Raw genomic sequence first — 22,453 nt, forward strand, 5'->3', positions numbered from 1 at the left:
AACTAGCCGCCCGTATGGTGCATGTAACGCAGTACTTTGACTTCCGGTTCGTGGGAGAACGCATGACGCTCGGGTTTTTTGTGAATGCCCGCCAGTACCGCTTGCTGTATCGCCTCAATACTACCGGGATCACGACGTGTCACCGCACGCAAATCGATCGCGTTTTCATGGCCCAGACACAACAGCAACTTACCTTCTGCGGTGAGCCGCACGCGATTGCACGTCGAACAGAAATTCTCACTGTGCGGACTAATAAAACCGATGCGACTGGTGTGCCCTTCGATCACCCAGTAGCGTGATGGCCCGCCGCTGCTAGCAGTGGTTGCCATTAGTGGGTAGCGTGTCTCAATGACTTCGCGCACATCGCGACTTGAAAAAAACGCATCCTTACGGCTGTGGTCAGTCACAACACCCAGCGGCATCTCTTCAATAAAGCTGATGTCCATCTGATGTGCTAACACGTAGTCTATTAGTGGCAGAATTTGTTGATCATTGAAGCCGCGCATCACCACACAATTGAGCTTGATCCGACGAAACCCCGCCTGGCGTGCCGCCTCTAGACCCTCCAACACCCGCTCGAGCTTGCCGACACGCGTGAGATCTTTGAAGGTGGGTGCATCCAGCGTATCCACACTCACGTTGAGCCGATGCAACCCCGCATCGGCAAGTTGCGGCGCATAGCGCGCGAGCTGTGAGCCGTTGGTTGTCATGGCAAAATCATTCAGCCCATCTTCGGCACCCAGCTTTTCAATTAACCACATTATGTCGCGCCGAACTAAGGGCTCGCCACCGGTCAATCGAATCTTGCTGACGCCAAGATGGATAAATGCCCGACCGATCAGCGCAAGCTCCTCGAGACTCAACACGTTTTTGCGCGGCAAAAAGGTAGGGTTTTCATCCATGCAGTAGCGACAGCGAAAATCACATCGATCGGTGACCGACATGCGCAGATAGGTCACACGGCGACCAAATGCGTCGCGAAGCTCGGATTGTGTGGAGGTGTTCGGCATGTAGAAAATGGTATAAATCGGCCTATGGCCTTTGAATCTCAAATGCTACCACAGACGCCCTGCTGGCCGGTTTGTTCCCACGCGGCATCGCGTTACACTTTAGTGATAATTCCGCAGTGAGGAAAAGGCCGTGTCGCTGTCCCATATCGACAACAACAACCGCCCCACAATGGTCGATGTGACCGATAAAGACGCGACCCGGAGGAGCGCGGCCGCCGAAAGTCGTGTGCGCTTTCCGGCCGACGTATTCGCGTCCCTTATGTCACACGATCTCAACGCGAAAAAAGGACCGATCATCGACACCGCAATCATCGCAGGCGTGATGGCGGCCAAACGCACGCATGAGCTCATTCCATTTTGTCACCCATTGCCGCTGGATGGCGTGAGCATCCACATCGTCACGAGCGAAGACACACACGAATTGGTCGTCACCGCCCGATGCAAGGTCACCCACAAAACCGGTGTTGAAATGGAAGCACTGACCGCTGCGTCGGTGGCGGCATTGACGATCTACGACATGTGCAAGGCCCTGTCGCACGACATCGAAATACGCGCCACGCGACTCGTCGAGAAACGTGGCGGTAAAACGGATGTCGGCGCATGATCACACTTCAGATCGAGTACTTCGCCACACTGCGCGAACAGGCAGGTCAATCCCGCCAAACACTCGATACTGAATTGCGCGATGCAAGGGCCGTTTATGCGTTGCTCGCCAACGAACACCAATTTTCGCTCGGCGTTGACGATTTAAAACTGGCCGTTAACGACAGGTTTGCCGACTGGTCACACACACTCAATGACGGCGATCGACTGGTATTCATTCCACCTGTATCCGGGGGCTGATATGTTCGAATTGACCGACACCGATATCGATATCGAGGCGCTCAGGCATGCGCACGCGCACGACGCTTCAGGCGGTTTCGTGTGTTTTGAAGGATGGGTGCGCAATCATAATGATGGGCGTGAAGTACGCGGCTTACAGTATGAAGCGTATGCCCCACTCGCCCTGAGTGAGGGCAACGCGATTGTGAGCGAAGCGCTCGACAAATTCAATATTCGCACTGCTCGCTGTCAACACCGTGTTGGCGAACTGGCCATCGGTGGCGTTGCGGTGTGGGTGGGTACAGGCAGCGATCATCGTGATGCGGCGTTTCGCGCCTGCCGGTACATTATCGATGAAATCAAAGCGCGCGTGCCGATCTGGAAAAAAGAGCTTTATGTGAGCGGCGATACGCAATGGATCGATTGTCGCGATGAGGAAACGCCTTAACGATGCCGACCAGAACAGTCTTGACCGTGCCACTTTACGCACACCCCTAAACGCCCATTGAGAGGACACTAGACAAGGAAACCGCGATGAGTGAGTTTGTTGACTTTCTGCAGGAGCAATTCGAGCTGTTCGGTCGCATCAACAGTAAAAGAATGTTTGGCGGACATGGTTTGTTTTACGACGGCCTGATGATTGGTCTGGTGGCCGACGATACGCTATACCTAAAAGTGGACAAGCAATCGAAGGCGCAATTTGAGCAGTCTGGGCTGGCACCTTTTCGCTATAACAAGAACGGCAAGTGGATGACGATGAGCTACCATCAAGCACCACCGGAAGCACTGGACGATCCGGAGGTCATGCGAGAGTGGGCGAATCTCGCTTTCGAAGCCGCACGTCGCAGTAAGAAGTAGCGACCGTTTCCGCGCCCGCGACGTCAGTGTTCACGGGCACAGTGTCTGCGTGTGCGTGTTCTCTATCCAGCTAGCCCACCATGGGCAGAGTGACGCCTGCTCATAACGCGTCGTTGGGTTAAATGACCGGCCCCATCCGACCTAAGGGCGCGTCGATCGAATCAGGCGGCTCAGTAAACCACTTGGCACCGTCTTCGGTCATATATAGACAGTCCTCGATGCGCACGCCGAAACGCGAAAAATCGTACAGCCCTGGTTCATTTGAAAAGCACATTCCCGGCGCCAACGGAGTGGTTTCGCCATGGACAAAATTGACCGGCTCGTGTCCGTCCATGCCAATACCGTGACCGGTTCGATGGCTCAATCCGGGCGTCGCGTAACCCGGGCCATACCCCAACGACGCATACCAAGCACGTACCGTGTCATCGACTTTGCCAGCCGGCACGCCGAGGCGGGCGGCGACCATGGCGCGCTCTTGTCCTTCTCGCACGTGGTTCCACATGGTGCGCTGCTCGCTATTGGCGGCACCGAGCACAAAGGTGCGAGAAATATCCGACTTGTAGCCGTGCACTCCGCACCCGGCGTCCATCAACACGATATCCCCCCGCCTTAGCGGCGCTTGTTTTTTCGTGCCGTGAGGATAGGCGCTCGCCGGGCCGATCAACGCAATCGACCAAGCGCTCTTACCGCCGCGTGCTGCCTGGGCGGCGTTCATGCGCTGTTTGATGTCATCGCCGGTCATGCCCTCGCTGATCGTCGCCATGACCTCTTCATACGCCGACAGCGTCACCTGATTCGCGGCGCGCATAAGACGCAGTTCGTTGTCTGATTTGTACATTCGGCAGCCAAGGGTGACGGGCGTTGCCGCGACGAGATCAAGCTCCGGCGCCGATCGACGCAAACCGTCGGGCACAAAATACCGTACGGTGTCCTCGAGCCCGAGGCGTCGTGAGCCGGCTAAGCCGCGATCACTGAGAATGCCGTTAACAAGGGCAAACGGATCGTCGTGTTCCTGCCAGGTGCGCACATCGTCGCCAAACGTCATCAATTCGCGAATCGAGGGCTCTTCAAAATGCGGCGCCACGACCGCGATATCGCCTTGTGCAGGGATGATCACCGCCACGAGCCGCTCACTTCGCCACCAGTCTATGCCCGAAAAATAAGCCATGGCCGAACCGGGTTCGAGCAAGATCGCATCGATTTGATGGGTATGCATGAGCGCTTGGGCACGCGCTACGCGTTGTTGTCGTTCGCGTACGTCAATCGGTGGCGGAAACGCGTCGACGCCGATGACGCCGTTGCGAAACGATACCGCCGTGGTCGCACACCCCGCTAACGGTGTGGCTAATGCCGCCGCCGCGGTTTTAAGAAAAAGACGTTTGCTAGAGTCCATGTTGCCGCTCCCATTAATCCATGCCATTCGCTCGTACATGGTATTCTCTTCGTTCTATGGATGCACTGCCCACGCTCACTACCGAAATCTTGCTTGTTATGGGACTCGTGGTCTTTGCCGTCATCCTGTTCAGCAAGGAGTTGCTGCGTGTCGACGTGACAGCCGTGCTTGTCATGACATTACTCGGGCTCATTGTCTATGTCCCCGGGTTCGACGGACTGCTCGACAAAGATGTGCTGTTTTCAGGCTTGTCCAGTAACGCCGTGGTGTCGATCATCGCGGTAATGATACTGGGCGGTGGCCTCGACAAAACAGGGGTTATGGAGCGCGTAGCCTGGGCGATTATGCGCTTCGGCAGTCAAACCGAATCGCGAATTGTGACGCTCGTATCCGGCACCGTCGCGATGATTTCGGCGTTTATGCAAAACATTGGTGCAACTGCGCTGTTTTTGCCCGTCGTCGCGCGCATATCGTCCCGCACCGGACTCCCCATGTCGCGCCTTGTGATGCCCATGGGGTTTTGTGCCATTTTGGGCGGCACGATTACGATGATTGCCTCAAGCCCGCTGATCATGCTCAATGACCTGCTCGACAACGCCAACAACACGTTGCCCGCCTCGAAACAAATGGAGCACTTCGGCCTGTTCGCCGTGGCACCGGTGGGCTTATCTTTAGTGGCCGCCGGTCTTCTCTATTTTGTGTTTTTCGGACGTTACGTTTTGCCGCGCGGCGAACGCAAAGTGGGCGCACGTGGGGCCGGCACCATTCGCTATCTGCGACGTCTGCATGGTGTCGACGCCGCGGTGCGCGAAGTCGAAGTGCCTATCGACAGTCCGCTGGTCGGGCATGACATCAAAAGCGCTCAGCGCGAGTTTGAAGTGCGCATTGTCGCCTCGCGCTATGCCGGCAAAGTACTCGTCGCGCCACCGGTCGAAGCGCCCATTGCAGCGCCAGCGACTCTGGCTGTCATTGCTCAGGCGGATGAACTGAAACATTTCATCACGGCCAATGGCCTGCGAATCCGTCCAAAACTCGTCGAGTTTCGGCATCTGCTCGCGCGATCGATCGCCGGCGTCGCCGAAATCATCATACCGCCAGACTCCACGCTCATCGGGCGGAGCGTGCGCGACATCCGCCTTCGTATGTCCTATGGTCTGAGCATGCTGTCGATCTATCGCAGCGACCACAGCATCACACACAAACTGCAGGACATTCCCTTGCAGGCGGGCGACACGCTGCTGTGCCACACGCGGTGGGACAACCTGGCGCGACTCGAAGCCGATCGCGACTTGGTCATCGTCACCACCGACTACCCGCGCGAGGAACGCTTGCCGTATAAACTGTGGTTGGCCCTAGGCTTTTTTGCCTTAGCACTGGGCCTGGTGCTCTTTACCAACGTCATGCTCCCGGTCGCGCTGCTCACCGGTGCAGTGGGCATGATCGTCACCGGCGTGCTCACCATGGACGAGGCCTATACCGCGGTGAGTTGGAAAACGGTCTTCCTCTTAGCAGGTTTGCTGCCGCTAGGCCATGCGGTCGAGTCGTCGGGCGCCGCCAACTACATCGCGCTCCATGCGTTGGCGCTGTTTGACGGCGTGCCGGCCTGGGTTCTGCAACTCATGCTGGCCGTCATTGCGGCGGCGTTCACGCTGGTCATGTCCAACATCGGCGCCACGGTCATTCTGGTGCCGATTGCCATCAATATCGCCCTGGCCACCGGCGCCGACCCAGCCATGTTCGCTTTGACCGTAGCGATCTCAACGTCCAACTCATTTTTGATTCCGACTCATCAAGTCAACGCATTGGTGATGGGGCCTGGCGATTATCGTGTCAGCGATTTTATCCGCGCGGGCAGCGTGATGACCGTTGTGTTTATTGTGGTCTCGCTCGTCGTGCTCAATCTCATTTTCTAAGCCACTTTAATGAAGGACTCCACACCCTGCGAACTCACGTTGCCGCGCGTCAGGCCCGAATTGACTCGAGACCAATCGCTCAGCCCCATTACCGCCGTGTGCGCGCCCGGTAGCGATGCCGTAATTCGGTGACTTTTTCTCGTCACGCTTTCTCCCGCCGTCGCCAGCCAGTACACTTTCTACCCAGCGAGCATTGAAGACGCCGACAGCACATCCTCGGGCGTCAAGGGAAGGAGCGCAGAACGTGGCAAAAAGTAATATTCACGACGTTGCCAAACGGGCGGGTGTCTCGATTAAGACCGTATCCCGCGTGATCAATAATGAACCCAATGTGCGGGAAAACACGCGCGCCGCGGTGCAGCAGGCTGTCGACGAGCTCAACTATCGACCCAAGGCCTCCGCGCGTAGCCTAAAAGGCCGTCGCTCATACTTGGTGGGATTGCTCTATGACAACCCGAGCTCGAGCTACGTTGCCAACATTCAGCAGGGTGTTATCGATGAAACGCGGCGTCGTGGCTACGACCTGGTTATCCATCCTTGTAGTTACTTAAACCCCGGACTGTGTGACGAAGTAGAAGAACTCGTACGTCACGCGGATGCGGACGGCCTTATTCTTACGCCGCCGTTGTCCGACGACATTACGCTCATGAACAAGCTCGACGAACTCAACACGGCGTATGTGCGTATTGCCGCCGTCACACCCAAACAAGGAACTCTGCGAGTCACCACCAACGATCGCGACGCGGTGGCCGATCTCACCCGGTATCTGGCGTCACTGGGTCATCAACGAATTGCGTTCATAATCGGCCACCCCGATCACAAGGCGGTCGCCAATCGCTATCTCGGTTATCAAGACGGCCTCACGTCATGTGGTATCGAGCTCGATGAATCGTTGATCATTCAAGGCAATAACAGTTTTGAGTCCGGCGAAGAGTGTGCGCGCAAACTGCTATTAAAAACTCAACGGCCAACGGCCATCATCGCCAGCAACGACGATATGGCGACCGGCGTTTTACGCGTCTCTCACGAAATGAAGCTCAATCTTCCCGATGAACTCTCTGTCGCCGGTTTTGACGATATTCCCATGGCGAGTCAGGTGTGGCCGTCGCTTACAACGGTTAAACAACCGGTCAAACGCATGGGCGAGCGCGCGACAGCGCTGTTGCTTGATCAGCTTCACGGTCGCGCTACGGATGTGCAGTCTGAGTCGATCGACTCGTATCTTGTGCTCAGAGAATCAACCGGTAGTGTCGGACCACGCTAACCGCGCCACCTCGAACATCACCGTCTACTCAATGCGGCAGAAAGCCGCGCCGTACAGACCCGGGTCTTTAACGAGCACGAGTGAGACCGGTGTTTGTGCAACAAGGTCCGACATCGCGCCTGCGTTGAGAAATCGATTGACGAATCGTTCTTGCGAAAATAAGGGCTCAATCGAGCGCAGGATGTTGCCGCTGAGATAAAGACCACCACGAGCACAAAACGTGATGGCAAGGTTGGTACAGTAAGCCGCCAAAATGTGAAGATAGAGCTCGATGGTTTCTTCGCAATCGGCTTGGGCGCCCTCGCGAGCCTGTGACGTAATGGCTTCGGCGGTCATCGGCGAATACGGACGGCCATTCATTTGTGACAGCGCCTGATGGATCAGCGGGATTCCTGGCCCCGCGAGCAACATTTCCATCGACACGAAATCATGGCGACGACTCAATACCTTGAGTAATTCACGCTCGCGGCGACTCGCCGGCGCAAAGCGCGCATGGCCACCTTCACTGTCGATGATATGCGGCTCGCCCTCCACTTCCGTCATCGCCGCCACACCCAATCCAGTACCCGCGCCAACCACCACCTTGCGGACGCCTGTTCGCACACCCTCATGCAAAACGCGTGTTTCATCCGCTGACAGCTGCGTAATGGCATGCGCAACGGCTGTGAAGTCGTTAACAATTTCGAGCTTTTTGAGGTTGAGCGTTTTTTGCAGCTCTTGCGCCGACAGCGTCCAGTTCAGATTGGTGAACTGCACGGTGCCATCGTCGACCGGTCCCGCCGCCGCAATACAAGCGCGATCGGGGAGATTGCGGCCCAGATAATTGCGATAGGCGATAACCGTTTCAGCCGGACCGTCAAAATCGGCGCATTTGAATACTTTGATGTCGACCAGCGCGCCCCGCCCTGACTCTGGTGATTCGGCCACCAAAGCAAAACGGGCGTGCGTGCCGCCGATATCGGCAACAAAACGCGAATATTCGGGCGAGTATTCGCTGATCGGGCCTGCATGCAAGGGTGTCTGGGATGTGCGTTCGGTCATTCGATTCAATCCATCGTGCACTCGGTGACGAGCAAGTACACTCTTTGTTATGCCTGGCGCCCTTCTTTCGGAACGCCTCATTGTCACCGGGCTATCCACACTCTAAAACCCCGGAATACCGTCACGTTATAGCAGATGTGACATCGTTGTCAATTTATCCTAGGCGTCGTTAATAATGGTCATAGCCGGAATAGCTGATACTTAAGTATCTGTTATTAATGAACTATCTAAAAAACCCTGACTATCGTTAAATCGCCCTTCCAGCCTCCCGGCAGCACTCTCAAATGACACTATTGACAACGTTATCAATTTTCGCCTAGGGTAACGAGCATGTGAGCAAACATCCTGCGTCTCAGGCTTTTGCCTACAGCAAAAAGAGTAAAACAAAACGCAGTACCGAATTTACCGTTTCGATCGCAAAACGCGACGAAAGCACTTAAAAAGAGGGGAGAGACTCATGTTCAACAAGAGCAAGAAACTACTTGCCGCACTCATCGTAAGCTTTGCGCTAGCACCGATGAGTCAGGCAGCGCTGTCGAGCTACAGCCAGGACTTTGAGAGCCTGGATGACACCGATGGCGGCGCGTTGGCTGGCGATGGCTGGCTGGTATTTGCCAACGTCTTCGATGCCGGCGGTGGCTATCTGTACGGCTACGGCCCCAACCCGGCACCCAATGGCGGTCCGGCTTTCTCGGCTGTTGCGGTCGGCCAAGGCGGTGCTGCACAAGGTAATCAGCAGATGGTGGTCTACAGTGACTACAATAATGGTGATCACGGCAATGGCAACTTGATTGAAGCCAATGTCTTCCAAGAGCAGATCATTGGTGCCGGCGACGTTGGCTCAACGTGGGAGTTTTCGTTTGACGCCCAGGTGAACGACCTGGCCGCACCCACCACATCACTCGCGTTCATCAAGACGCTCGATCCGAACGCGGGCTTTGCGCTGAGCAGCTTCTTGATCATCGACACCACGAATGTCGCAGCTTGGAACAGCTACACGATCTCGATTCTGATCAACAGCGGTCTACAAGGCCACATTCTGCAGTTCGGTTTTGCCAGCACGGCAACCAACTTCAACGCATCCGGCGTGTTCTACGACAACGTGAACTTCAGCCAGGTGCCTGTGCCAGCTGCTGTGTGGCTGTTCGGTTCCGCGCTGCTGGGCTTGTTCGCTACGCGACGCCGCGCCTAAGTTTGAAACGTCTATAAGTACCACTTAAGAAGTACTCTGTAAGAAGAAAAGTGGCGCTGCCCTCACGGGTAGCGCCGTTTTTTTTGTACATCACACAGTGTGAACCCAGTCGCGCGGGATCACACCGATCATCGAGCGACTTCAGACGTAAAGGATTGTGGCGCGAACCGCAAAATCATGTCCATTCGGTATATGATGCTCTCCACCAACCGGGCGCGCGGTGCGCCCACTCAACGTCATTACCGGGGGGAACGTTATGAACTGGGAAGAGTGGTTACCGAAGATTCAGCAGTATGGCATCGAGTATGGCGTATTGGCACTCAAAGCACTTGCTATATTTATCGTCGGCCGAATCGCGGCCGGCATTATTCGCAAAGTCGCCGATCGCCTCATGAAGCGCGGCGGTATGGACGACATGTTGCGCAAGTTTATTCGCAATATTTTGTACGCCATCATCATGACGTTTGTCATTATCGCCGCAATCAGTGCGCTCGGCATCCAAACAGCGTCTTTGGTGGCCGTGATCGGTGCCGCTGGCTTGGCTGTTGGCTTAGCGCTCCAGGGTTCATTGGCCAATTTCGCGGCGGGCGTGTTAATGATTATCTTCCGGCCGTACAAGCTTGGTGACTTGGTCAACGTGGCCAGCACCGAAGGGTTTGTCGAAGAGGTGGATGTGTTTACCACGGTGTTACGTACGCCGGACAAAACGAAAATCATCATTCCCAACGGCCAAATCATGTCGGAGCAAATCATCAACTACACTGAGTCCGAACTGCGACGCATGGAATTGGTCGTCGGTATTGGCTACAGCGATGACATTGAGAAAGCCCGCGAAGCGATCATCGCGGCGATCAAGGACGATCAGTACGTCGTTAAAGACCCAGAGCCCAAGGTGAGCGTGGCCGAACTTGGCGACAGCTCGGTCAATCTTGCGGTACGTCCGTGGGTGCGCTCGGCCGAATACGCGCCAGCCTCGCATCACCTCAATGAAGTGGTGAAGAAGGCATTGGATGCGGCGGGCGTGAACATTCCGTTCCCGCAACGTGACGTGCACGTGTTTAATCACAACAGTTAGCGCGACAACATCCGGCCCGTCGCCTCGACTCGTTCGAGCGACGGGCTTTTTTTATGGCCGTCCAGTTTATGAGGGCCTGCGCCCTGTTTACCAAAACATTCTGCTCCCGCAATACGAGAAGCCGTCGGGTGAGTGCCCGATCATCGACCAGGCTCAATAATTGGATCTCCCAGCCTTCGATACTCAACCAATGTTCGAGCCACGCGGTCGATTCGCTCGCTCGATAAATTACTCGACACCGTTCACCAACCCGCGCCAACGGGCCTTTCGGCGCGTATCGATAGCGCGTCGACATCGATGGCCAACCCGACCCGAATCGCGCGCATTTTGACTTGGAATGGCCCCTCGATCGCTCATGGCTGCCCTAGGTCGTTAGAAAATAACCATTTTATTCAGTTAGTTAGAAATATCAGGATATTTTTGATTTTTGTGTGGTGCAGCATTTTTGGCGTACATGCTCTAGACTCGGACCTCCGCTAACTAGGAGATCCGGCATGCCGAACTCTGCCGCCACACGCGAAGCCGAATATGGACTCAGACCACCACCGCGCCTGTATCAGTATGGCGAGGCCCGCGCCCCTTTTGAGGCCTTAACGTTGTTTCCAGCCGCACCTTGGTTGCTGACGATGCCGGGCGGTGACGGCCGCGAAGTGATGTTTGTTCCGGGTTTCTTAGCCAGCGACGCATCCACCTGGGCGCTTCGCAACTATCTCGACTACTTGGGTTACACCACACTGCCTTGGTCGCAGGGTCGCAACAAAGGACAACCCGAAGAAGACGCCCGCCGGTTACTCGATCATATTGAATCAGTTCGCCGCCCCGATGAGCCGATTACGTTGGTGGGTTGGAGTTTAGGCGGTGTGATTGCACGCGAAGTCGCGCGTCTTGCACCCGACTCGGTGCGCGAGGTCATTACCTACGGAACACCCATTGAAGGCGGACCGAAGTACACCTCAACCGCAGAACTGTATGAGGGCCGACGCAACCTGGATCTCGACGCACTTGAAGACTATATCCACAGCGTCAACAGTCACGGCATCAGTCAGCCGCTCACTGTGATCTACAGCAAATCAGATGGCATCGTCGGGTGGCGGGCGGCCATAGATCGCTACAATCCCCAAGCACGCCACGTGCGGGTCGCAGGCTCACATATCGGCATGGGCACCAATCCGCTGGTTTGGCGCGCGATCGCCAAAGCGTTGCATCGATCCGGTAACCGCTAAGCGACAAACACGCGGATCAACGCGGGCGGCCTATTGACCGGCTGCGGGTCCGGGTGGATTGAAGAAGTACCCCTGCATGATCACCAGATCAAAAAAGTTCACCGCGCCGTCACCATTAAAGTCCGCATCCTCACTGTCGCCGAGGAACACGCCGCTGAACAACGACAAATCAAGAAAGTTGACGATGTTATCGTTGTTCAAATCCGGATCACAGTCATTGCCAAAACCGTCACCATCCGTGTCGCGCTGACTGACATTGGCCACAGCCGTGCAGTTGTCGACGCTGTCGAGCACACCGTCCTCATCGGTATCGGCGGCGGACGAGAACTTCCAAAGATCCGTTGAGAAATTAATATTCGAACCGGTTGTATTGAAGGTCATGACCACACCCGTGAGCGGGCCATTAGTCGCCACATACGGGTCAAAACTGCCGTTACCACCCCAGTGATAACTGTTGTCATCGAACAGCTGATCGAGTTCGATCACCACTTCCTGCCAGCCACCGCCAGCAACGGCGCAGGGCCCGGTCGGACTCACGACGCAGTTAAACTGAAACTCGTCGTCCGCCCCATCGGGCGGGTTCATGACGGTTTGGTCGTTGTCGTCGTCATCCAGAAAATTGAGTTCGATCGTGTAAGACTGATTCGCGAGCGGATCAATCCAGAAACTGAAGCGACTCATACCCGACAAATCGAGCGGCATGTTGCGGCCAATGCCCCCGGCGAAACCGGATGAGCCACCAGTGCCATAGCCTACTTGGATCGCGAATTCGCCACCGACAATCGGTGGCACGTTTGAACTCGAGGCATTCAATCCACCTCCGCCAACCGAGCCATTGAAACTGAACCAATCATTACCAAATGGATCGCCGTGTTCCAGATCGTCAAAGACCAAATCCGGTGAGGTAGGCACTTCGGCAGGCAGCTCATACACGCGCACGTAGTCGATCACGTATTCCATCGGAAACACCGTGCTGCCATCAGGCGGGCCCGGCAAATTCCCGCCCACCGCCAGATTCAGCAACATATGAAAGTCGACATCAAACGGCGCTGGGAAATTGCCGTTGGTTGTATACCACGCATTTTGCGTTGCATAGAGCACATCGTCGATGTACCAACGCATTTCTCCGGCCTGCCACTCCACCGCGTAGGTGTGAAAGTCGGTGGCCGTTCCTGCCGGCAAATTAGTGGCGTTACCGGTAAACACGTTTTCGGGAAACATACCGCCGTAGTGAATCGTGCCAAACACGCGATCGGGTTGATCGCCGGTTTGTTCCATGATGTCGATTTCACCGCTGGCCGCCCAAGTGCCGTAGGCATTCGCGGATGGCAACATCCAAAACGCTGGCCACATGCCCTGCCCAGTCGGCAACTTGGCACGCATTTCAATCCGGCCGTACGTAAAATCGCCTTTGTTCAACGAACGAATGCGAGTCGATGTGTAGTTATAGCCCGCGAAGCCGTCGTTTTTGGCGGTGATCGTCAGCACGCCATCGGCCACCGTGTCGTTAACACTGGTGTAGTACTGCAGCTCGTTATTGCCCCACCCGGGAATACCGTAGAGTTGGCCATTTCCGATCATGTAGCTCCACTTCGTTTGATCGAGTTCGGTGCCATCAAATTCATCCGCCCACACCAACGGGCAGTCGGGATCGAATGCGCAGTTTGCCTGAGCGCTGCCGGTCATCACCGCCAGAAGGACAAGACACAACGTCTGTACGAGTGGTTGCCCGAAGGGCGGCAAGGTCGAGTGTTTCATAGGACATTACTTCCGAATTAGAGGGGTTCGCGGACCCCTGAACCTGATCGCGTACCGATATTGCGGCATTTATCCCGATATCGTTGTTTTTATTGGCTATTTGCACTTGCCCTGCGGTGAGCGACCGCTTGGATAGAGCTTAGCTTAGTTTTCCTTATCGTATCTTAACTTTTTGTTTTACAAAGCTTGTTTCGACATAAATGGCGCGCAACCAGCGACGTCGACATTTCAATGCGCGTCCTCCGGACACCCTGGGCGGCCGCTTAATCCGAGCCGACAGAGTATGTCGCGGCGCCAGTGAAGCCGCAGTGACAACGTTGTCGGCTGAGGCCCTACGGCGGTCAAGTTTCACCGGCTGCACTGTAATCAATAAATAAAACATATGCTTATGTTTTGACATGGCCGTCGGTCATCGGCTGTGGCAAGCATTCGACCCATCGACCTTCTGCTGGCCCGTTTACCTCACACTAACCATAGGTGACAACGTTGTCAATCTAATGCCCGTAAAGGGCGAGCCGGGTCTGGCGCACGGTACTTTCGCGTAACGATGCGTGTCGATGGTGTTTACTAAACGCACACACTAATCCATGCGCCGCCGACCCGACTGGTCGGTGCGTGAACATCCCCAGCCCGCTTGATCGCCCGTCTCTGTGCTTAGCGCAACCCTTTGAGGCGGTGGTGCGTCATACTCATAAAATGCCCTTCTGCATTTCATCTATTTGTTTTTGAGGTACTACTATGCGCACGATTCATCGCACCCGGCTGCTCTTTATTGCATTTTGTGGTTTCGCCCTTAACGCCATGGCATCCGACAACTGGGTCGAGACAAGCAATGCCAATGCGCAAATTGTTCTGAAAGCCATGGCCAAATACAGTCCCGAGGGAGCCGGTAGTCTCGGCGTGGATGGTCTCGACGAAGACATCAGTGTCTGGGACAAGGGGATTTACAAACGCTCTTTGGCCGACTTTGATGAAACGCTCAAAGCACTGAACAAAAAGCTCGATGACGAAACTCACCCGACCGTGCGTCAGGATCTTCAGATTCTCATCAAAGCGATTGAAGACAGCCTGACGTCGACCAAACTCGATCGCGACAACATGCTGCCCTATTACAATGTATCGAGCACGGTCTTTAGTGGTATTCGCGGCCTTATCGATCCGCAGATCCCTGCGGAACGCTACCCCGCTGCCATCGTGCGACTCAAGAAATACGCCGGCATTGAACGCGGCTATACGCCCATTGTGGAGCACGCCATAGCACGCACCAAAGAACGCTTCAAAGTCAAAGGTCTGGTTGGCCCCTACAAGGGCGAAGTCGAACAAGACCTGGAACGCAGCGCGACGTTTATCACCGGTATCAAAGAATTATTTGAGGGCACAGAGCTCACCGGCTGGGAAGAGGCTTACGAAACATTGGCCAAACAGCTCAACGACTATAACGATTGGGTACGCGCCGAAATGCTCCCTCGCGCTCGCGAGGATTACCGCCTACCGAATGTTATGTATCGCGACGCGTTGAAAAATTGGGGCGTGGACGCGGATCCAGAAGAGCTCATTAAGCGAGCCACAGCCGGCTATATGGACATCCGCAATGAAATGGAGGCGCTTGCGCCACTGGTTGCGCAAGAAAAAGGCTATGAAACAAAAGATTATCGTGAGGTGATCCGACTTCTAAAAGAAGACCGCGTCACGGGTGACGCATTGCTGCCGTTCTATCGAGATGTCTTGGGCGAACTTGAAGACATCATTCGTGCTGAGCGGCTCGTGAGCCTTCCGGAGCGCGAGGCCGGTATTCGCATCGCGACGGCGGCGGAAACAGCGCGACAGCCGGCCGCTCACCTGGATGTGCCACGACTGATCGGCAATACCGGTGAATACCCAACATTTGTTATTCCATTGCTAGAGCAAAACGAGGACGGTACCTGGCCCGAATCGGACGATACATACAAAGCCGGGGCATGGACACTCACCGCGCACGAGGCTCGACCGGGTCACGAACTGCAGTTTTCGAGCATGATCGAAGGCGGCGTGTCGATTACTCGGGGCGTCTTTGCGTTCAATAGTGCGAATGTCGAAGGTTGGGCGCTGTATGCCGAAGCCATCGCGAAACCCTATATGCCGCTCGATGCGCAAATGATCTCTCTACAGTACCGCTTAGCCCGCGCGGCGCGAATGTACCTCGATCCGATGTTGAACTTAGGTCGAATCACACCCGAGGAAGCCAAACGTATCCTCAAAGAGGATGTGGTGCTAGGCGAAACCTGGGCCCAGAACGAGATCGAACGCTACACCTATCGTATTCCAGGTCAGGCGACCGCGTACTATTACGGGTACCTCAATCTGCAAGCACTTCGAACTCAAACAGAAATCGCCATGGGCGAGGCGTTCGACGCTCAAGCTTTCCACGACTTTATTCTCGCGCAAGGACTGTTGCCGCCAGACATCCTTGCGCAGGCCATTAGAGAGAAGTTTGTGCAAATGTAAACAAGGCCTTATCCAGCCCTAAGGCGCGTTTGGAGCTCGCTTCATTCGCGCCTTTTTGTGTTGATCGATCGATTGCTCCGTATGCTAAGGTGTCGGGCCGCGTTGCGTACACAGCGGGCGAGGGTTAATGGCCCGATCAGGAGAGGCACATGGCAGGGGGATGGGCGCGCGACGGCGCCGTTCAGGAACAAATTGACGCAAGCGTTGAAGACGCCGTTAAACGCGCGCGCAGTCAGCTCGCCCGTGGCCCAGGACGCGAGCCCTGTGAAGAGTGTGACGAACTCATTCCCGACGCTCGCCGTAAGGCCGTGCCCGGTGTCACGCTCTGCGTTCAGTGCCAAGAAGAACTCGATGCCAGTCGACTCACTCAATCGGGTATCAACCGACGCGGCAGCAAGGACAGTCAGCTGCGCTGAGCCTGTTCCGCGACACGACTCCTAGTCTGCACAATGTCGCCAAGACAACCGCGCATCGCACCGCGACGCCAAACTAACAAGCGCTCTTGACCCACTGTCTGCTCACGCCAATCCACCTTGCCGGATAACGCCTAGCGCCCAAACACGATACGTTCCGCGGCGGTCGCCTCGATCGTTGGCCAGTCGAGAACCAGACCGATGCCAGGCGTCGTCGGTGCGTGAACCGAACCATCCGGTTCGAGTGGAAACCGCGAACACCCCGCTAAATCGAAATCATGACGCGGCACGGGTACCTCAAAAAACGTGGAATTGTTCTGACCCAACGCCAAATGGAGATTCGCCGCCGTCGAAAACGATCCACCCCACGATTGCAATTCCACGTTCAAGCCGGCCTTTTTGGCCAAATTGAAAATGCCGAGCGCGGGCGTAATGCCGCCCGCGGTCGCCGCATCAATCCGTAACGCGCTCCAACACTGCGCGTCGATGGCCTGAGCCAGATGCGCCTGATCAACCACGCTATTACCGGCCGGTAAGATCGGCGTATCGACTTGTGCCTGTAGGCGCCGATACGCCGCCCAGTCATGATCATTAAACGGCGCTTCGAGCCAAAGAAATTCGGCATCAGACGCGACCTTCGCAACCGCCAGCGCCGCGTCTTCGCTATACAACTCTTCCGCATCGAACATAAACTGACAGTCACTGTGTGCAAAGGCTGCTGTTACGGCCTCAATTAGCGCGATGTCGGACTCCGCCGTTGATTTGTAATGAAATTTAAACCGGCCAAAACCTTGGGACTGTAAACTCGATATGAGCTCGATGTACTGTTTTGGCGTATCCATAACCGGCACGCTCGCATAGCAGGGAAGCTGATCGCGTGCATTACCCAGCAAGGTATAAAGCGGCTTGCCACATCGCCTTGCCAGTAGATCCCACAGCGCGATATCCACCACGGCCAGCGCGGGATTAGACACTCCCGGCCTGCGCTGGCTCATCCACCGCCAATGGTCGTCCACCGACCGAGATTGGCTATTGAGAAGCCCAACGATGAGCGGACGCAGGCTATGCGCGACCGACAAATCCGCTCCGAATTCGGTGAACGTGCAAACACTTCCACCGCCCACGAAACCGTCTTCATCCTCGACCTTGACAATGGTATCCGTGTTCAACACCTCGGGCATGACGGGCGACCAGGCGTACTCTGGCGGGGATTGAACTACGACGTATACCGTCACACGAGTGATGGCGGCAAGTGGGTTAGGCGCGTGGCTCGCTGAGAAACTCGTGTTCATTTTCAGATACATCCGTCCACTTCAAGTCACGATGCAGTGTATAAAAAAACACCCGCCAGAGGCGGGTGTTTTCGGTTTCTTTATGTGACGCGATGCGCCACTGGTTGTGCGATACGTCGACTAAAAGTCGTACTGAAAGCCAAAACGTATCTCATAACGTGAGGCATCGCCCACTCGGCTCTCAGGCGTACCAAGCTCAAGCGTGCGAGGGAAATTGTGCTGATACAGCACGCCCCAATCGTCATTCAGTAAGTTGGTCAGGTTATCAACCACCATAAACACACCCACTTCATGACCTTCACGGAACCCAGGAAAATCGACGTTCAGGCGCATATCGACCTTCCGCCACCAAGAACCGGTTTCAGTATTACGACCGTCTCCCGGACGCAAAACGTTGTCGCGGAAATCGAGGAACGGCGTGAAGCCAAACGGATCGATCGTGCCATTGAATGCATAGCTAAACGGACGACCGGAATTCGCGGCACCATAGAACGACAACGTGGCATCGTATTTATCCAAAAACGTACGACGATAGTTAGTCGTGAACGTGAAACGATGTTTGATGTTGTAGTTGGAGGTGGATCGAATGTCTTCCTGTGGGTCAAAGAATGCGCGGTTCTGATAATTAGAAAACGCCACCGAACTCGTCATTGGGCTGACATCCTCTGCATCGCTGTAGGCATACCCGACGGTAAAATCGAAGCCATTTTCGAATGCTTTGGCTAGGCCAAGCGAGAAATTCAGCGAGCGGTTGCCCACATTACTGTTCGTCAGCACAAAGCTGGGCTCTCGAACCGAATCGTAAATCGGGTAGCCGTCCGGGTTGGTGCCGGTCTGCTCCAAATCACCACGTAAGACAATCGCCGAATCCTGACCGTCTGTGTACAGAAGATCGGCACTCAATACATAGTCCTGAGGAAGGATGTGCGTCACGCCCAGCGCGTATTTCCACTCGGAGGGCAGATCAAAATCCGGGTCCAGGTAGTTAATCTCGAAGTTGTCGCCAACCCCCATTGCCACAGCATTGAACAGCTCAGAGGGCACGCCATAACCGGGACCATTGGGTACGCCATCTTCGAGACCGAGGTAGACCACATCGGCATCAAACAGCGAACGCGAGCCATCGGTGTAACCGAATGAGCGGCCGCGCTGGCCGAACTGAAGCACGTTGTTGGCAGAATAATTGTTGGATAACCACACGTTCGGGTCGCCGCCTGAGTACAGGCCGATACCACCTCTGAACGTCGTGTTGTCACTGTACTCATAGGTAAAGCCAAATCGCGGCTGCAGCAAACCTTCGCCATCCACCGTGTTCGAATTGGAAAAACCGTAGTCGGCCAAAAACGTCGCGTTCTCGGCCGGTGCAACATCGGTGCCGTACCAGTCGTAACGAACACCCGCCACGATCGTTAGACGATCAGTCGCAAGAAACTCATCCTGAAAATACAGTGTGTTGAGCTCGTAGCCCCAATCGGCCGCTGCATCCAGCGGGTTGTTGGAGGGGGCGTTGTTGTAGTAAATCGCGTCGGCAAAGCCATTGCGGAAATTTTCAATGCCATCGAAGCGAATTTCGGTTTCGGTGTGTTGCACAAAGAGGTTAAACACATCAAATTCTTCGCGTTCGTAGCCAAAGGTAAATTCGTGATCACCCCAGAGGTACTTGCCTTTTAGCGCAATCGTATCCACGTCATAGCTCAATTGATTGGACTGACGACTGTCATCCCCACCCAAGTACACGTCAACATCGTCGAGCTCTACGCGAATTTCACCGAAATCCGTACCGCCAACCGTGAGCTGACGGTTGTCCAGATCGACGCGAGCCAGTCGAATTTCCGTCGAGAAATTGGACGTCCAATCGGAATAGAGTGTCGCGGCGTAGGAATTGAGCTCGGCACCGCGCTCATACAGATGATTTTGAAATTCAAACTCATCCAGATCGCCGTCCGCCGTCGAGAAGTTTTCGCCATCGTTATAGTTGTAGGTGAACGCCACACGCTGACGATCGCTGATATTCCAATCCAGCTTAATTAGAAGCTTGTCATCTTCATGATCCAAACTATCTGGGATGCCGCCTGGATCGTACTGGTACAGCGTATTCGCGATCTGCACAATCTCATCGAGCTCTGCCTGGGTAACGGCCACTTCGTTCACCGCCCCCGAGCCAATCGGTCCGCGGTCAAATAGATTAGCGCCTTCGAGTTTTTCGTACGCCGCGAAGAAGAACAGACGATCCTTGATGATAGGTCCACCAAAGGTGATTCCGTATCGGGTTTCGGTGTAGTCCCCGGAAGTGATGCTATCGCCTTCGAGACTGTCCGCTCGCAAGCTGTCGCTCGTGTAGTCGACAAAGGTTGAGCCAAAAAACTCATTGCCGCCTGACTTGGTCACCGCATTGATGTTGCAGGCAGAGAAACCGCCGTATTCCACATCAAACGGTGCCAATTCCACGGCCACTTGATTGATCGCGTCGTAGGAAAACGGAATGCGTTCGGTCGGATACCCGTTGGCATTAAGGCCAAACGAATCGTTGAGACGCACACCGTCAACGGTGAGACTGTTGAAACGAGGGTTTTTACCACCACACTGCACGGCATTGATGCCCCCACGCGATTCATCGACATAAATACGCGCATCCGCCCGAATAACGTCAGTGATATTTCGGTTGATCGCAGGCGCGAGCTCGAGCTCTTCGAGTCCAAACGTGGAACTCGGGCCGACCGCAATCTCACTGACGACCTGACGGGTGCCGACCACCATGACTTCTTCAGTAAAACCGGAACTGGCGAGATCGAAATTGACAGCGGCGGTTTTACCGAGATTGAGCGAAACACCCTCAACGCGCTCGGAGCCAAAACCGTCGCTCGACACGCTAACACTGTAGTCGTAGCCGACCGGCAGGTTGCGAATCGCAAACTCACCGTTGACATCGGTGACAGCGGAACGGGTCAAACCCGACTGCTCGTTGCGAACGGTCACGACCGCGTTCGCAATCGCGTCACCGCTGTCCGAGGTGACTGTGCCGCGAACCGCAGAACTGGTGGTCTGAGCGTGTGATGAAAGCGGCAACGCCAGTAGCAATACCGCCAGTAACGCGGCAAAGCGACCAAGCCGCGAGCTGGATACAGGATTAATCATAGTTAAGCCTCAAAACGATTAAATGAAATCGATTCATCAGAGCGCTAGTCTGACTGATGCGCAAAATTGGATAGAGTGAGCGAGCGTTCTTGTCGACGTTAACCTACATCACATCTAACAAAGCGCGGCGGCGGTCTTCGCCAAACGCCTGATGAAGCAAGTTATTTCCCCAAAGATGTTGGAAGATGAACTGGCCGGAGCCCCAATGCCTCCGACGGTGACGATCCTTCGTACTGCGTACTCTAAAGCGTCACTGCGAATGATACAAACGGATTGTTGCGGATTTCTGACACACTCAACGATCACCGTTGCGGCGAGCGTGTATCGCTCAACGTCATTCGCGCGCGTTCCCGTTGCATTTTCACGACATTAGCGTCGATTCAAAGAATCGGGATTAAAAAAAAGCCCTTCAACCGAAAGATTGAAGGGCGAGTATTTAGAAGAAGCCCGGCGTTTATTATGCTCTTTTTTGCCTCTTCTCCTCTTCTCCTTGGGGGGACCAGAGTATTTCCGTTGCACGTCGCTCTGCGCGTTGTCGAGCATGCCGAGTCCGTTTCACTCGTCATACTCGTTTCCCGTTGGCTGAAACACCTGGCAGGCCCGCGGGAGCGCGTCTTGTTGGCGGCTTTTACTGTCTACAAAGCAAGTCTTGGGCCAAGTTTGAGCTAACCCGCCCGAAATGCCCGATATCAGGCATTGGCTTATAAAAACTGTGAAGCGGTTCACACTATTGTGGCGATTTTCGTTGCGGTATCGGTGATTCGTGACGAGTCGTTCATAGCGAAAAAAAGTGATTTGTAAGAGAATTCGACGCTCTCAACACCCCGATGCCCATTCAGCGTGGGTTCAACACCTGCGCGTCATACTCACTCAACTGCTATAGGGAAGATGGCTTATGAACTATCGATTGCACTACTTACTCGCCTGCCTCGGCGGTGTGAGTCTTTTGACGAGCTGCGCGTCTTTGAGTCCCGAGGAGTGCCTGGCTGCTGACTGGCGTGCCATCGGCTACGAGGACGGGCTGGTCGGCAGCGCGGGACGTTTAGCGGCCCACCGCAAGGCGTGCGCCAAAGTGAGTGTCACGCCCGATCTCGATGAGTATGAGCGCGGTCGAACAGAAGGCGTGCGTCGCTTCTGTATCCCGACCAATGGCTTTGAGGCGGGTCGTCAGGGTCGTCAATACGAAGGCGTGTGCCCCAGCGACTTGGAAAGCGCATTTCTCGAGGCGTTTGAAGACGGGCGCGCCTTATACGCGCTAGAGCAAATCGTGGACGATATCGAAGATCGCATCGACGATATCGAACGCGACATCGAGCAAGACGAGGATGCGATACGCGATTTAGAGCGCGAACTCGTCGACAACCCCGGCGACGCGAACAATCGTCAGCGCCTCGTGGATGATATTCGGCGCAAATCGCAGGACACGGAAGCGCATCGGATCGAGCTGGTTGTGCTCAATCGTGATCTGGTCGCCGCCGAACGCGATCTGGATGACTATCTGGACTTTCTCGGCGATAGCTACCGCTAGACGCGGCGCGCGCTCATCGGGCGGGTGCGAATGCGGCGCTCGCCTAAATCGC

General features: G+C 55.3%; 19 protein-coding genes. 12 read left to right on the forward strand and 7 right to left on the reverse strand.

The window, feature by feature from the left end; all coding sequences use genetic code 11:
- Positions 1 to 2: 2 nt before the first annotated feature.
- Complete coding sequence (moaA, locus tag AAF465_03120; GenBank protein MEM7081700.1) at positions 3 to 1,010, reverse strand: GTP 3',8-cyclase MoaA; 1,008 nt, start codon at positions 1,008 to 1,010, stop codon at positions 3 to 5.
- Between the two features lie 130 nt (positions 1,011 to 1,140).
- Here moaA and moaC point away from each other — a divergent pair, with 130 nt between their 5' ends.
- From moaC to AAF465_03140, 4 genes are all read left to right on the forward strand, one after another.
- The gene (moaC, locus tag AAF465_03125) at positions 1,141 to 1,614 is read left to right on the forward strand and encodes a cyclic pyranopterin monophosphate synthase MoaC (GenBank protein ID MEM7081701.1); all 474 of its coding nucleotides are present in this window, start codon (positions 1,141 to 1,143) and stop codon (positions 1,612 to 1,614) included.
- The gene (locus AAF465_03130; GenBank protein ID MEM7081702.1) at positions 1,611 to 1,853 is read left to right on the forward strand and encodes a MoaD/ThiS family protein; all 243 of its coding nucleotides are present in this window, start codon (positions 1,611 to 1,613) and stop codon (positions 1,851 to 1,853) included. Before moaC ends, AAF465_03130 begins: the two co-directional genes overlap by 4 nt.
- A 1-nt stretch (position 1,854) precedes the next feature.
- Positions 1,855 to 2,280 (forward strand): molybdenum cofactor biosynthesis protein MoaE, encoded by a 426-nt coding sequence (locus AAF465_03135; GenBank protein ID MEM7081703.1) that lies wholly within the window; start codon positions 1,855 to 1,857, stop codon positions 2,278 to 2,280.
- A gap of 86 nt (positions 2,281 to 2,366) precedes the next feature.
- Positions 2,367 to 2,690 (forward strand): TfoX/Sxy family protein, encoded by a 324-nt coding sequence (locus tag AAF465_03140; protein MEM7081704.1) that lies wholly within the window; start codon positions 2,367 to 2,369, stop codon positions 2,688 to 2,690.
- A 118-nt stretch (positions 2,691 to 2,808) separates the two neighbouring features.
- Here AAF465_03140 and AAF465_03145 read toward each other — a convergent pair whose 3' ends face one another.
- Entirely contained in the window at positions 2,809 to 4,083 is a 1,275-nt protein-coding gene (locus AAF465_03145; protein MEM7081705.1) for a Xaa-Pro peptidase family protein, read from the reverse strand.
- Positions 4,084 to 4,139: 56 nt separating this feature from the next.
- Between AAF465_03145 and AAF465_03150 the strand changes: the two genes are divergently transcribed.
- Positions 4,140 to 5,996, forward strand: coding sequence for an SLC13 family permease (locus tag AAF465_03150; GenBank protein ID MEM7081706.1), 1,857 nt, complete (start codon positions 4,140 to 4,142; stop codon positions 5,994 to 5,996).
- Here AAF465_03150 and AAF465_03155 read toward each other — a convergent pair.
- Positions 5,993 to 6,142 (reverse strand): hypothetical protein, encoded by a 150-nt coding sequence (locus AAF465_03155; GenBank protein MEM7081707.1) that lies wholly within the window; start codon positions 6,140 to 6,142, stop codon positions 5,993 to 5,995. The genes AAF465_03150 and AAF465_03155 overlap by 4 nt on opposite strands.
- A 98-nt stretch (positions 6,143 to 6,240) precedes the next feature.
- On the opposite strand from AAF465_03155, the gene AAF465_03160 reads away from it, so the two are divergent.
- A complete protein-coding gene (locus AAF465_03160) occupies positions 6,241 to 7,260 on the forward strand; it encodes a LacI family DNA-binding transcriptional regulator (protein ID MEM7081708.1) in 1,020 nt (339 codons plus the stop codon).
- A gap of 24 nt (positions 7,261 to 7,284) precedes the next feature.
- Here the strand turns inward: AAF465_03160 and glk are convergent, their stop codons facing one another.
- Positions 7,285 to 8,301, reverse strand: a complete 1,017-nt coding sequence (gene glk, locus AAF465_03165) for a glucokinase (GenBank protein MEM7081709.1) — start codon at positions 8,299 to 8,301, stop codon at positions 7,285 to 7,287.
- Between the two features lie 457 nt (positions 8,302 to 8,758).
- Between glk and AAF465_03170 the strand changes: the two genes are divergently transcribed.
- From AAF465_03170 to AAF465_03180, 3 genes are all read left to right on the forward strand, one after another.
- Positions 8,759 to 9,493 (forward strand): PEP-CTERM sorting domain-containing protein, encoded by a 735-nt coding sequence (locus tag AAF465_03170; protein ID MEM7081710.1) that lies wholly within the window; start codon positions 8,759 to 8,761, stop codon positions 9,491 to 9,493.
- Between the two features lie 256 nt (positions 9,494 to 9,749).
- Positions 9,750 to 10,568 carry a mechanosensitive ion channel domain-containing protein gene (locus AAF465_03175; protein ID MEM7081711.1) on the forward strand — a complete coding sequence of 273 codons (819 nt, stop codon included), beginning with the start codon at positions 9,750 to 9,752 and terminating at the stop codon, positions 10,566 to 10,568.
- A 494-nt stretch (positions 10,569 to 11,062) separates the two neighbouring features.
- On the forward strand, positions 11,063 to 11,791 hold the full coding sequence (locus tag AAF465_03180; protein MEM7081712.1) for an alpha/beta hydrolase: 729 nt from the start codon (positions 11,063 to 11,065) through the stop codon (positions 11,789 to 11,791).
- A gap of 30 nt (positions 11,792 to 11,821) precedes the next feature.
- Here the strand turns inward: AAF465_03180 and AAF465_03185 are convergent, their stop codons facing one another.
- On the reverse strand, positions 11,822 to 13,549 hold the full coding sequence (locus AAF465_03185; protein ID MEM7081713.1) for a family 16 glycosylhydrolase: 1,728 nt from the start codon (positions 13,547 to 13,549) through the stop codon (positions 11,822 to 11,824).
- 738 nt (positions 13,550 to 14,287) lie between these two features.
- On the opposite strand from AAF465_03185, the gene AAF465_03190 reads away from it, so the two are divergent.
- Entirely contained in the window at positions 14,288 to 16,033 is a 1,746-nt protein-coding gene (locus tag AAF465_03190) for a DUF885 domain-containing protein (GenBank protein ID MEM7081714.1), read from the forward strand.
- 149 nt (positions 16,034 to 16,182) lie between these two features.
- Positions 16,183 to 16,449, forward strand: a complete 267-nt coding sequence (locus AAF465_03195; GenBank protein MEM7081715.1) for a DksA/TraR family C4-type zinc finger protein — start codon at positions 16,183 to 16,185, stop codon at positions 16,447 to 16,449.
- 131 nt (positions 16,450 to 16,580) lie between these two features.
- On the opposite strand, the gene AAF465_03200 is transcribed toward AAF465_03195, so the two are convergent.
- Positions 16,581 to 17,738 (reverse strand): mandelate racemase/muconate lactonizing enzyme family protein, encoded by a 1,158-nt coding sequence (locus AAF465_03200; GenBank protein MEM7081716.1) that lies wholly within the window; start codon positions 17,736 to 17,738, stop codon positions 16,581 to 16,583.
- A gap of 120 nt (positions 17,739 to 17,858) precedes the next feature.
- Complete coding sequence (locus tag AAF465_03205; protein MEM7081717.1) at positions 17,859 to 20,873, reverse strand: TonB-dependent receptor; 3,015 nt, start codon at positions 20,871 to 20,873, stop codon at positions 17,859 to 17,861.
- 895 nt (positions 20,874 to 21,768) lie between these two features.
- On the opposite strand from AAF465_03205, the gene AAF465_03210 reads away from it, so the two are divergent.
- A complete protein-coding gene (locus tag AAF465_03210; GenBank protein MEM7081718.1) occupies positions 21,769 to 22,401 on the forward strand; it encodes a DUF2799 domain-containing protein in 633 nt (210 codons plus the stop codon).
- Positions 22,402 to 22,453 lie beyond the last annotated feature (52 nt).

The sequence above is a fragment of the Pseudomonadota bacterium genome, assembly GCA_039028935.1.
Taxonomy (GTDB): domain Bacteria; phylum Pseudomonadota; class Gammaproteobacteria; order Steroidobacterales; family SZUA-146; genus SZUA-146.

What these genes read in the sequence shown, in the direction of transcription:
- AAF465_03145 (MEM7081705.1), bottom strand. Translation starts at nt 4,083, where the DNA reads ATGGACTCTAGCAAACGTCTTTTTCTTAAAACCGCGGCGGCGGCATTA.
- glk (MEM7081709.1), bottom strand. Translation starts at nt 8,301, where the DNA reads ATGACCGAACGCACATCCCAGACACCCTTGCATGCAGGCCCGATCAGC.
- AAF465_03205 (MEM7081717.1), bottom strand. Translation starts at nt 20,873, where the DNA reads ATGATTAATCCTGTATCCAGCTCGCGGCTTGGTCGCTTTGCCGCGTTA.
- AAF465_03135 (MEM7081703.1), top strand. Translation starts at nt 1,855, where the DNA reads ATGTTCGAATTGACCGACACCGATATCGATATCGAGGCGCTCAGGCAT.
- moaA (MEM7081700.1), bottom strand. Translation starts at nt 1,010, where the DNA reads ATGCCGAACACCTCCACACAATCCGAGCTTCGCGACGCATTTGGTCGC.
- AAF465_03170 (MEM7081710.1), top strand. Translation starts at nt 8,759, where the DNA reads ATGTTCAACAAGAGCAAGAAACTACTTGCCGCACTCATCGTAAGCTTT.
- AAF465_03140 (MEM7081704.1), top strand. Translation starts at nt 2,367, where the DNA reads ATGAGTGAGTTTGTTGACTTTCTGCAGGAGCAATTCGAGCTGTTCGGT.
- AAF465_03130 (MEM7081702.1), top strand. Translation starts at nt 1,611, where the DNA reads ATGATCACACTTCAGATCGAGTACTTCGCCACACTGCGCGAACAGGCA.
- AAF465_03195 (MEM7081715.1), top strand. Translation starts at nt 16,183, where the DNA reads ATGGCAGGGGGATGGGCGCGCGACGGCGCCGTTCAGGAACAAATTGAC.
- AAF465_03175 (MEM7081711.1), top strand. Translation starts at nt 9,750, where the DNA reads ATGAACTGGGAAGAGTGGTTACCGAAGATTCAGCAGTATGGCATCGAG.
- AAF465_03185 (MEM7081713.1), bottom strand. Translation starts at nt 13,549, where the DNA reads ATGAAACACTCGACCTTGCCGCCCTTCGGGCAACCACTCGTACAGACG.
- AAF465_03180 (MEM7081712.1), top strand. Translation starts at nt 11,063, where the DNA reads ATGCCGAACTCTGCCGCCACACGCGAAGCCGAATATGGACTCAGACCA.
- AAF465_03200 (MEM7081716.1), bottom strand. Translation starts at nt 17,738, where the DNA reads ATGAACACGAGTTTCTCAGCGAGCCACGCGCCTAACCCACTTGCCGCC.
- AAF465_03210 (MEM7081718.1), top strand. Translation starts at nt 21,769, where the DNA reads ATGAACTATCGATTGCACTACTTACTCGCCTGCCTCGGCGGTGTGAGT.
- AAF465_03190 (MEM7081714.1), top strand. Translation starts at nt 14,288, where the DNA reads ATGCGCACGATTCATCGCACCCGGCTGCTCTTTATTGCATTTTGTGGT.
- AAF465_03150 (MEM7081706.1), top strand. Translation starts at nt 4,140, where the DNA reads ATGGATGCACTGCCCACGCTCACTACCGAAATCTTGCTTGTTATGGGA.